This window comes from Micromonospora sp. NPDC049060 (assembly GCF_040649055.1).
Classification (GTDB): domain Bacteria; phylum Actinomycetota; class Actinomycetes; order Mycobacteriales; family Micromonosporaceae; genus Micromonospora; species Micromonospora reichwaldensis.
This window is the reverse complement of the sequence record NZ_JBEZEV010000076.1, coordinates 26,375-34,320: the sequence shown is the minus strand read 5'-3', so window position 1 is coordinate 34,320 and position 7,946 is coordinate 26,375. Positions and strand designations below refer to the sequence as shown.

Genomic DNA, 7,946 nt, shown 5'->3' with positions numbered 1-7,946 from the left:
ACAGCCGGGTGGCGCCCACCGGCGCGTCGGGACGTCGGCGCCCACCGGCGCGGGACGTGGCGTCAGGAGACGGCGAAGATGCCCGCGACTCCCAGGATCACCATGAGCAACACCGTCACCAGCGCGCCCCGCTCGCTTTCGACCGCCTGCTCGCGGTACTCGGTCACGGGGTTCGTCGTCTCGCCGGGCATGGTGTTGCCTCCTCGGTGTTCGCGTCGTGATCGGGCGGGCTGTCGGGGGCCGTCCGACCGGTCACCGGAGTGCCGGCCGGGATGCGGACCCGCGACACGGGTCCTACCGTGAGGACGTTGTCGACCTCGGGGGGCTGGAACGGTGGCACCGCGCAACTGGTTCCTGAGCGCAGCCGAACGCGCCAACCCGGTCTCAGAGTTACCCGTCTGGAGCAGCGGAAACCTTGCCGAGCCGTTAATTCACGGTGCCGAGTACTTCGACCGGCTGGTCGACGAGGTGCAGGCGCTGGAGGCCGGCGACCACCTCTTCTTCACCGACTGGCGGGGCGACCCGGACCAACGGCTGCGCCCGGACGGGCCGACCGTGGCGCAGCTCTTCGCGCGTGCCGCGCAGCGGGGCGTGGTGGTCAAGGGCCTGATCTGGCGCTCCCACCTCGACCTCCTGGCCTACAGCGAGGCGGAGAACCGCAACCTGAGCGAGACGGTCTCCGCCGCCGGCGGCGAGGTGCTGCTCGACCAGCGGGTCCGCCGGGGCGGCTCGCACCACCAGAAGCTTGTGGTACTGCGGCACCTGCGCGCGCCGGAACGGGACGTCGCCTTCGCCGGCGGGATCGACCTGTGCCACAGCCGCCGCGACGACGCCGCGCACCGGGGCGACCCGCAGGCGGTGCAGATGTCCGCCCGCTACGGCGACCACCCGCCCTGGCACGACGTGCAGCTCGCGGTGCGGGGGCCGGTGGTGGGCGCGCTGGACACCACCTTCCGGGAGCGCTGGACCGACCCGATGCCGCTGGACTCGGAGAACCCCCTCGCCTACCTGCGCGACCGGCTGCGCGGCGCGGACCTGCGGCCCGACCCGCTGCCGCCGCAGCCGGCCGACCCGCCGCCCTGCGGCCCGCACGACGTCCAGGTGCTGCGCACCTACCCGGCGGTCCGGCCCCGCTACTCCTTCGCCCCCGACGGCGAGCGCACGGTGGCCCGCGGCTACACCAAGGCGGTCCGGCGGGCCCGGCGGCTGATCTACCTGGAGGACCAGTACCTGTGGTCCAGCGAGGTGGCCGACCTGTTCGCCCGGGCGCTGCGGGAGAATCCCGACCTGCACCTGGTCGCCGTGGTCCCCCGCTTCCCGGACGTGGACGGCCGGCTGGCGCTGCCGCCCAACACGGTGGGCCGCGAGCAGGCGCTGTCGCTCTGCGAGCGGGCGGCCCCCGACCGGGTGCACGTGCTCGACGTGGAGAACCACGCCGGCACCCCGGTCTACGTGCACGCCAAGGTGTGCGTGGTCGACGACGTGTGGGCCAGCGTGGGCAGCGACAACTTCAACCGCCGGTCCTGGACGCACGACAGCGAGCTGTCCTGCGCGGTGCTGGACGGCACCCTGGCCGACCGGGCGCCGACCGACCCGGCCGGCCTCGGCGACGGCGCCCGGGTCTTCGCCCGGGACCTGCGGCTGCGGCTGTGGCGCGAGCACCTGGACCGCGACCCCGACGGCGGCGAGGACGCCGACCTGATCGACCCGGCCGACGCCGTGGCGGCGATCAGCGCCGCCGCCGACGCGCTGCAACGGTGGTACGACGACGGGCAGGTTGGTCCCCGGCCGCCGGGCCGGCTGCTGCCGCACCGGGCGGAACGGCTGCCCTGGTACACCCGGGCTTGGGCGCTGCCGGCGTACCGGCTGGTCTACGACCCGGACGGCCGGCCGCTGCGGGCCCGTCGGGCGGGCACGTGGTGAGCGCTCGGGCCTGACCGTCAGGCGGGTACGAACAGGGCGTCGGCCCGGCTGCGGGCGGGCTCGGCCTCGACGGGGCCGGCGTCGGCGGTGTGCACCGTCAGCCCGCCGGGATAGGCGAACGAGGCGCGCGGGGAGTAGAAGCCGAAGCCGATCGTCAGCGGGTTCTCCGGGCGGAGCGCGTAGATCGGGTGGGCCGGCTCCAGGAACTCCACCGACTCGATCACGAACGGGTCGACCGGTTCGGCGACGTACGGGTAGACGGCGCTGAGCAGCTGCCCGTCGCGCGCCGTGAAGTAGCGGTGGTGGCCGCTGCTGATCGCCCGGCCCGTCTCACCCACCTGGCAGCGGGCCCGGATCACCGGTACGCCGTCGATCTCCGTCTCGGCGACGATCTCCCCGTCGTGGTGCTCGATGCGGGTGCGGCCCACGACGGCGGGCGCCCCCCGGGCGGCGGCGTAGGCGCGGACCCGTGCGCTACAGGTCACGTAGTCCGTCCACCAGCCGCCGGGGTTCATCCCGCCCGGCGCGTCCACCCCGGCCAGCGCCACCCCGAGGTAGGTCAGCGAGTACGCGCCGAAGCCGGAGGTCTGGCTCTCGTCGTCGACCACGTACTGGTTCATGAAGACCAGGCGGTCGGCCGACGGGCGCAGCCCGGCCGGGACCAGCGCCGCGACCGCGTCCGGGTCCGCCGGCAGCCAGCCGAAGAAGAGCGTGCGGCTGTTGACGACGAGATGGGGGGCGGCGGGGTCGAGCACGGCACCTCCGGAGCGGGGCGGGTACCCGCACGCTACGGCCCGTCCCGCGGACGGGACAACGACGGAAAGCCGACATTCGGCGCTGGTCATCCGGGGGACCGTGGCCGCTCGGCCTGCCGGTCCGGGCCACCCGGATGCAGCGACGTCGATGTCCGGCGGGGCCGGCTGGCCGTACGCCCGAGGTAAGCCGACTCACAATCCGAGACTACTTTGCCCGATTAGCGCTGTTCGTGACGGAAAGTTACTTAAGTACATCGTACTTTCGGCTAGATTTCGTCATACCGATCGGGCTAAGGTGACTCCCGAACGGACATCTGAAGTTAAACCTAAGCGTCACGTCTTTCATCCGCGGACGAGGTGCAGGGAGGACCACCCATGACCGCGCCAACGATCAGCGAGCCGGCGACCACGACAGCGCCGAGCACCGCCCAGAAGCTCGACCCGCGTGCGCTCACCGACAGCGCCGCGGACCTGCTCAACGCGATGGCCGCGCTGCCGGCCGGCCACCCGTCCCGCGCCGCCCTGCGCGACAGGGCGATCGAGGCCTGGCTGCCGCTCGCCAACCACCTCGCCCACCGCTACAGCGGCCGGGGCGAGCCCACCGACGACCTGGCCCAGACCGCCGCGGTCGGCCTGATCAAGGCGATCGACAAGTTCGACCCGTCCCGCGGCGTCGACTTCGCCGGCTACGCGATCCCCACCATCATCGGTGAGCTCAAGCGGCACTTCCGCGACCGCACCTGGGACATCCGGGTCCCCCGCCGGCTCCAGGAGCTGCGGCTGGCCATCTCCGACGCCAACAGCTCGCTGTTGCAGACCCTGGGCCGTTCGCCCACGGTCGCCGACATCGCCGCCCACCTCAAGCTCACCGAGGAAGAGGTCCTGGAGGGCCTGGAGGGCGCCCGCGCCTACAACGCGGTCTCGCTCTCCACCCCGACCGGCGACGGCGACCGCGCGACCGAGCTGGGCGACATGCTCGGCGGCGTGGACGGCGAGTTCGAGCTGGCCGAGCTGCGGGTCGCCCTCGGCCCGGCGCTGGCCACGCTCGACGAGCGGGAGCAGAAGATCCTCACGCTGCGGTTCTACGGCAACCTGACGCAGTCGCAGATCGCCGAGCAGATCGGCGTCTCGCAGATGCACGTGTCCCGGCTGCTGGCCCGCGCGCTGACCAAGCTGCGGGGGCAGCTCGACGGCACGTACTAGGGGTGGTGGGCGATGGCCGGGCCGGCGGGCCCGGCCATCGTCGTGTCCGGGGCGGGCTCCCGCCACATCGGCCAGAACGGCGTGCCGTCGGGCAGGTGGAAGGGCTCGGCGACCTGGTAGCCGTGCCGCGCGTACAGGTCGCGACCGGTCTCGCTGGCCGCCTCCAGGTAACCGGGCACCCCCTCGGCGTCGAGCACGGCGTGGTGGTGCCGCAGCAGCGCGCTGCCCAGCCCCTGCCCCTGCCGGTCCGGTGCGACGGCGAGGAACGCCAGGTGGTGGTGGTCGGGGTGCGGGTGGTGGGCCTCGAAGAGCTTGTCCAGGTGGGCGAACCGGTCGGTCCACTCCCCGCAGGCCGCGGCCAGCCGGGCGTCGTAGTCCGCCGGCGGCGGGGGCGGGTCGCCCACCGAGGGGAACCAGACCGCGACCCCCGCCCGGTCCGCGGTCGCGTGGACGAGGCCGTACCGCATCGCGTGGTCCACCAGGATCGCGAAGTTGCCGGCCAGCACGGACTGCCGCCGCCCGGCGTCGGGCACCAGCCACCGGGGCGCGTCGAGGGCCATGAACGCCTCGGCGATCCGGCCAGCCACCAGCGACGTCTCCCGCGGCCCGAGCCGCTCGATGCGCACCTCGCTCACCGCCGCGCCGCCGTCCCGCTCGGGACGGGCCCGCCGAGGTGCCCGGCCGGCGGCGCCGTCACCGCCACGCTCTCCGCACCCAGACCGATCCGGGCGTACGTGTCGGGGCGGTTGCCGCGCAGCACCAGCGCCCACAGCAGGCCGAGCAGTGCGGCGACCGGGTAGACCGCCGGGACCGCCCAGCGCAGGGGCGAGTCCGGGGCCACCCCGAGCAGGTCGGCGAAGTTGACCACCGCGAGCAGGACGATCACGGCCAGGGCCACGGCGGCGAGTCCGGGGGCGACCGCGCGCCGCCACAGCGTCTCGTCGACCCCGTCGCGGGCGAAGAAGGCGATCACCGCGACCGATGTGGTGGCGATCAGCAGCAGCACCCCGAAGCCCCCGGCGGTGCCGACCCAGTAGAACAGCTGCACCACCGGGTCCCAGCCGTTGAGCGCGTAGAGCAGGATCACCACGAGGCCGAGCGCGCTCTGCGCGAGGGAGGCGGCCCGGGGCGAGCCGGTGCGCGGCGAGGTCTGCCCGAACACGGCCGGCAGCACCCGCTCGCGGCCGAGCGCGAACGTGTACCGGGCGGTGGTGTTGTGGAAGGAGATCATCGCGGCGAGCACCGAGGTCAGGAAGAGCGCCTGGCCGATGGTGACGGCGGTGCCCCCGAGGTGCGCCTCGGCCAGGTTGAAGATGAGTCCGATGCTCTGCTCGCCCGCCTCGGCGGCGATCCGGTCCGGCCCGACGGCGACGGTCATGCTCCACGACGACAGCGCGTAGATCCCCGCGATGATGGCGATGGAGAGATAGGTGGCCAACCGCACCGTCCGCCGCGGGTCCCTGCTCTCCTCGCTGAACACCACGGCGGACTCGAAGCCCACGAAGCCCAGGATGGCCAGCACCAGCACCGCGCCGGCGCCGGGCACGACGAGGTTCTCCGGTGACAGCGCGGCGAAGCTGACGTCCCCGCCGGCCGGGTGGGTCAGCTGCCCGAGGTCGAAGACCACGATCACCACCATCTCGGCGACCAGCAGCGCCGCCAGCACCAGGCCGTTGAGGTCGATGCGGAGCAGCCCGAGCACGCCGACCGTCGCCCAGGCGACCAGCGCCACCACCCACCACGCCGGGGCCACCCCGAACAGGCGGCCCAGCACCGGTTCCGCGGCGGCGCCGATGGTGCCGTAGAGCCCCACCTGGAGGGCGTTGTACGCGATCAGCGCCACCCAGGCGGCGCCGACGCCGGCAGGGCGGCCCAGCCCACGGGCGACGTAGGCGTAGAACGCGCCGGCGTTGGCCATCCGCCGGGCCATCGCCACGTACCCGATGGAGAAGAGGGCGAGCACCGCGGCCACCGTCAGGAAGGCCAGCGGGATGCCGAGCACCCCGACGACCCCGTAGCCGGTGGTGACGACGCCGGCCACGACGGTCAGCGGGGCGGCGGCGGAGAGGACGAAGAAGATCACCGACGGCACCCCGAGCCGGCCACGGGCCAATGCCTCGGAGACGTTGCTCGGTCGGTCGAGCGTTGGTGTCGACATACGCGGACTCCGGTTCGAGGGGAGGGAGGGTGGAGGGCGTCAGCCGACGCCGCGCAGCACGGCGGCGCCGACGGCGGCCTCGGTGTGCGCCACGAGTTCCCGCAGCGGCGGGGGCAGCGCCGGGATGAGCACGCCCAGCCGGTGGTGCGCCCGGGGGCCGGCGCTCCACAGCACCTCGCGGCTCAGGCCGGCGGCGACGACCAGACCCAGCAGCGTCCCGTCGGGCACGCTCGGCGGTTCCGGCCGGTCGAGCAGGGCGCGCAGCCGGGTGGCCGGCCAGGCCACCGCGTTGAGGTCGATCGGCAGGTAGCTGACGGTGGTGCGCAGCAGCCGCCGGGTCTCCTGCCGGCGCAGCACCCCCGCTCTGACCAGCCGCTCACCCACCGAGGTGGTGGCGGTCTGCGCCAGGAAGCTCAGCCAGGTACGCACCGGGTGCTGCTGCGTCTCACCGACCAGCTGGTCCAGCACGGTGTGCGCCAGCGCGTCCGCCGGCGGGCGACGGTCGAGCACCGTGACGAGCCCGGCGGAGACGGTGGCGTGTCCACGCAGGACCAGTTCGCCGAGCAGCCCTGCGGCGAGGCCGAGGCCCGTCGCCGTCGGGTTCAGCTTCGCCTTGCCCCGGCTGTCGTTGTGGGTGATCAGGAAGAACTCGTCGGCGATGTGCAACCGGTCCTCCCGCACGGGTTGTCCACAGTGTTCGCAACCGGGCAAGGATGCACCGGCCGTGACTGCAACGCAACTCCCGTTTATGGAAGTTGCACTCCGTGCTGGCCCCACCTGCGGATCTTGCCGTGACAGACTCGGAGGGTGACCGCGAGCCCCACCGTCCGCCGCCGCCGCATCGCCCGGGAACTCCGTCAGCTGCGCGAGCGCGCGGGCATGACCCTGGACGTCGCCGCCCGGCAACTCGACATGTCCAAGAGCAACCTGTCCCGCATCGAGAACGCCCAGATCGGCATCAAGCCGCGCGACGTCCGGGCCGCGCTGGCGCTGTACGAGGTGACCGGGGCCGACGCCGAGGCGCTCATCGAGATCGCCCGCGGGGCGCAGCAGCGCGGCTGGTGGCAGAAGTACAGCGACGTCCTGCCGGAGTGGTTCGAGTTCTACGTCGGGCTGGAGGCGGAGGCGGCGAGCCTGCGCACGTACGAGGTCGAGGCGGTGCCCGGGCTGTTGCAGACCGAGGCGTACGCGCGGGAGGTCTTCCGGCGTACCGCGGGCGAGGACGGGATCGAGCGCAAGGTCGCCGCGCGGCTGCATCGGCAGAACGTGCTGCACCGCGACAATCCGGTCGAGCTGTCCGTGGTGCTCAACGAGGCGGTGCTCTGCCGCCCGGTCGGCGGCAACGCCGTGATGGCCGACCAGATGGCCCACCTCGCGAAGGTCTCTCAACTACCGAACGTGACCCTCCAGGTACTTCCGTTCTCCGCCGGCGGACACCCGGCGATGAACGCGCCGTACGTCGTGCTGACGTTCGCCGACACCGCCGACGCGGCCGTGGTTTACCTGGAAAACCTCACGATGGGGCTGGCTCTGGAGGAGGCCGGGCAGGTGCGCGGGTATAGCCTTGTGCACGAGGAGATGTGCCGGATGGCACTCGGCCCGGAGGCGTCCCTGACCCGCCTGACGGAAGCTTCTCGTCACTTTGCGTGACCGTTGACGCGGCGCGCCGGCACAGACGGGGGTACCGCGATGAGCGCGCTCGACCTGACCCGCGCCCAGTGGCGCACCAGCAGCCGCAGCGTGGGCAACGGCAACTGCGTGGAGGTCGCCGCCGCCGGGGACCGGATCGCCGTCCGGGACAGCAAGGACCGGCCCGGCCCCGTGCTCGCCTTCCCGGCGTCGGCCTGGCGCGCCTTCGTCACCGGCGTCGACGGGGTACGCCCCGGCTGAGCCGTTTCCCGGGCGGT

At 73.3% G+C, this 7,946-nt stretch carries 9 protein-coding genes; 4 read left to right on the top strand and 5 right to left on the bottom strand.

What is annotated here, in order from left to right; all coding sequences use genetic code 11:
- Positions 1–62: 62 nt before the first annotated feature.
- Positions 63–191, bottom strand: a complete 129-nt coding sequence (locus AB0B83_RS23340; protein WP_255474758.1) for a hypothetical protein — start codon at positions 189–191, stop codon at positions 63–65.
- A gap of 142 nt (positions 192–333) precedes the next feature.
- Between AB0B83_RS23340 and AB0B83_RS23335 the strand changes: the two genes are divergently transcribed.
- On the top strand, positions 334–1,923 hold the full coding sequence (locus AB0B83_RS23335) for a phospholipase D-like domain-containing protein (protein ID WP_357579950.1): 1,590 nt from the start codon (positions 334–336) through the stop codon (positions 1,921–1,923).
- A gap of 17 nt (positions 1,924–1,940) precedes the next feature.
- Here the strand turns inward: AB0B83_RS23335 and AB0B83_RS23330 are convergent, their stop codons facing one another.
- On the bottom strand, positions 1,941–2,678 hold the full coding sequence (locus AB0B83_RS23330; RefSeq protein WP_357579949.1) for a hypothetical protein: 738 nt from the start codon (positions 2,676–2,678) through the stop codon (positions 1,941–1,943).
- Between the two features lie 375 nt (positions 2,679–3,053).
- Between AB0B83_RS23330 and AB0B83_RS23325 the strand changes: the two genes are divergently transcribed.
- The gene (locus AB0B83_RS23325; protein WP_357579948.1) at positions 3,054–3,881 is read left to right on the top strand and encodes a SigB/SigF/SigG family RNA polymerase sigma factor; all 828 of its coding nucleotides are present in this window, start codon (positions 3,054–3,056) and stop codon (positions 3,879–3,881) included.
- Here AB0B83_RS23325 and AB0B83_RS23320 read toward each other — a convergent pair.
- Genes AB0B83_RS23320 through AB0B83_RS23310 form a run of 3 tightly spaced genes read right to left on the bottom strand, consistent with a single transcriptional unit; the run spans position 3,878 to position 6,720 of the window.
- On the bottom strand, positions 3,878–4,516 hold the full coding sequence (locus AB0B83_RS23320) for a GNAT family N-acetyltransferase (protein ID WP_357579947.1): 639 nt from the start codon (positions 4,514–4,516) through the stop codon (positions 3,878–3,880). The two genes, AB0B83_RS23325 and AB0B83_RS23320, sit on opposite strands and share 4 nt — an antisense overlap.
- Entirely contained in the window at positions 4,513–6,039 is a 1,527-nt protein-coding gene (locus AB0B83_RS23315; protein ID WP_357579946.1) for an APC family permease, read from the bottom strand. Before AB0B83_RS23315 ends, AB0B83_RS23320 begins: the two co-directional genes overlap by 4 nt.
- A 39-nt stretch (positions 6,040–6,078) precedes the next feature.
- Complete coding sequence (locus tag AB0B83_RS23310) at positions 6,079–6,720, bottom strand: GPP34 family phosphoprotein (RefSeq protein WP_357579945.1); 642 nt, start codon at positions 6,718–6,720, stop codon at positions 6,079–6,081.
- A gap of 126 nt (positions 6,721–6,846) precedes the next feature.
- Between AB0B83_RS23310 and AB0B83_RS23305 the strand changes: the two genes are divergently transcribed.
- Positions 6,847–7,689 carry a helix-turn-helix transcriptional regulator gene (locus AB0B83_RS23305; RefSeq protein WP_151456261.1) on the top strand — a complete coding sequence of 281 codons (843 nt, stop codon included), beginning with the start codon at positions 6,847–6,849 and terminating at the stop codon, positions 7,687–7,689.
- Positions 7,690–7,728: 39 nt separating this feature from the next.
- Positions 7,729–7,929 (top strand): DUF397 domain-containing protein, encoded by a 201-nt coding sequence (locus tag AB0B83_RS23300; RefSeq protein WP_132235920.1) that lies wholly within the window; start codon positions 7,729–7,731, stop codon positions 7,927–7,929.
- Positions 7,930–7,946: the final 17 nt, after the last annotated feature.

Excerpts from the sequence above, each read along its gene's own strand:
- AB0B83_RS23325 (WP_357579948.1), top strand. The coding sequence starts at position 3,054 with ATGACCGCGCCAACGATCAGCGAGCCGGCGACCACGACAGCGCCGAGC.
- AB0B83_RS23300 (WP_132235920.1), top strand. The coding sequence starts at position 7,729 with ATGAGCGCGCTCGACCTGACCCGCGCCCAGTGGCGCACCAGCAGCCGC.
- AB0B83_RS23340 (WP_255474758.1), bottom strand. The coding sequence starts at position 191 with ATGCCCGGCGAGACGACGAACCCCGTGACCGAGTACCGCGAGCAGGCG.
- AB0B83_RS23315 (WP_357579946.1), bottom strand. The coding sequence starts at position 6,039 with ATGTCGACACCAACGCTCGACCGACCGAGCAACGTCTCCGAGGCATTG.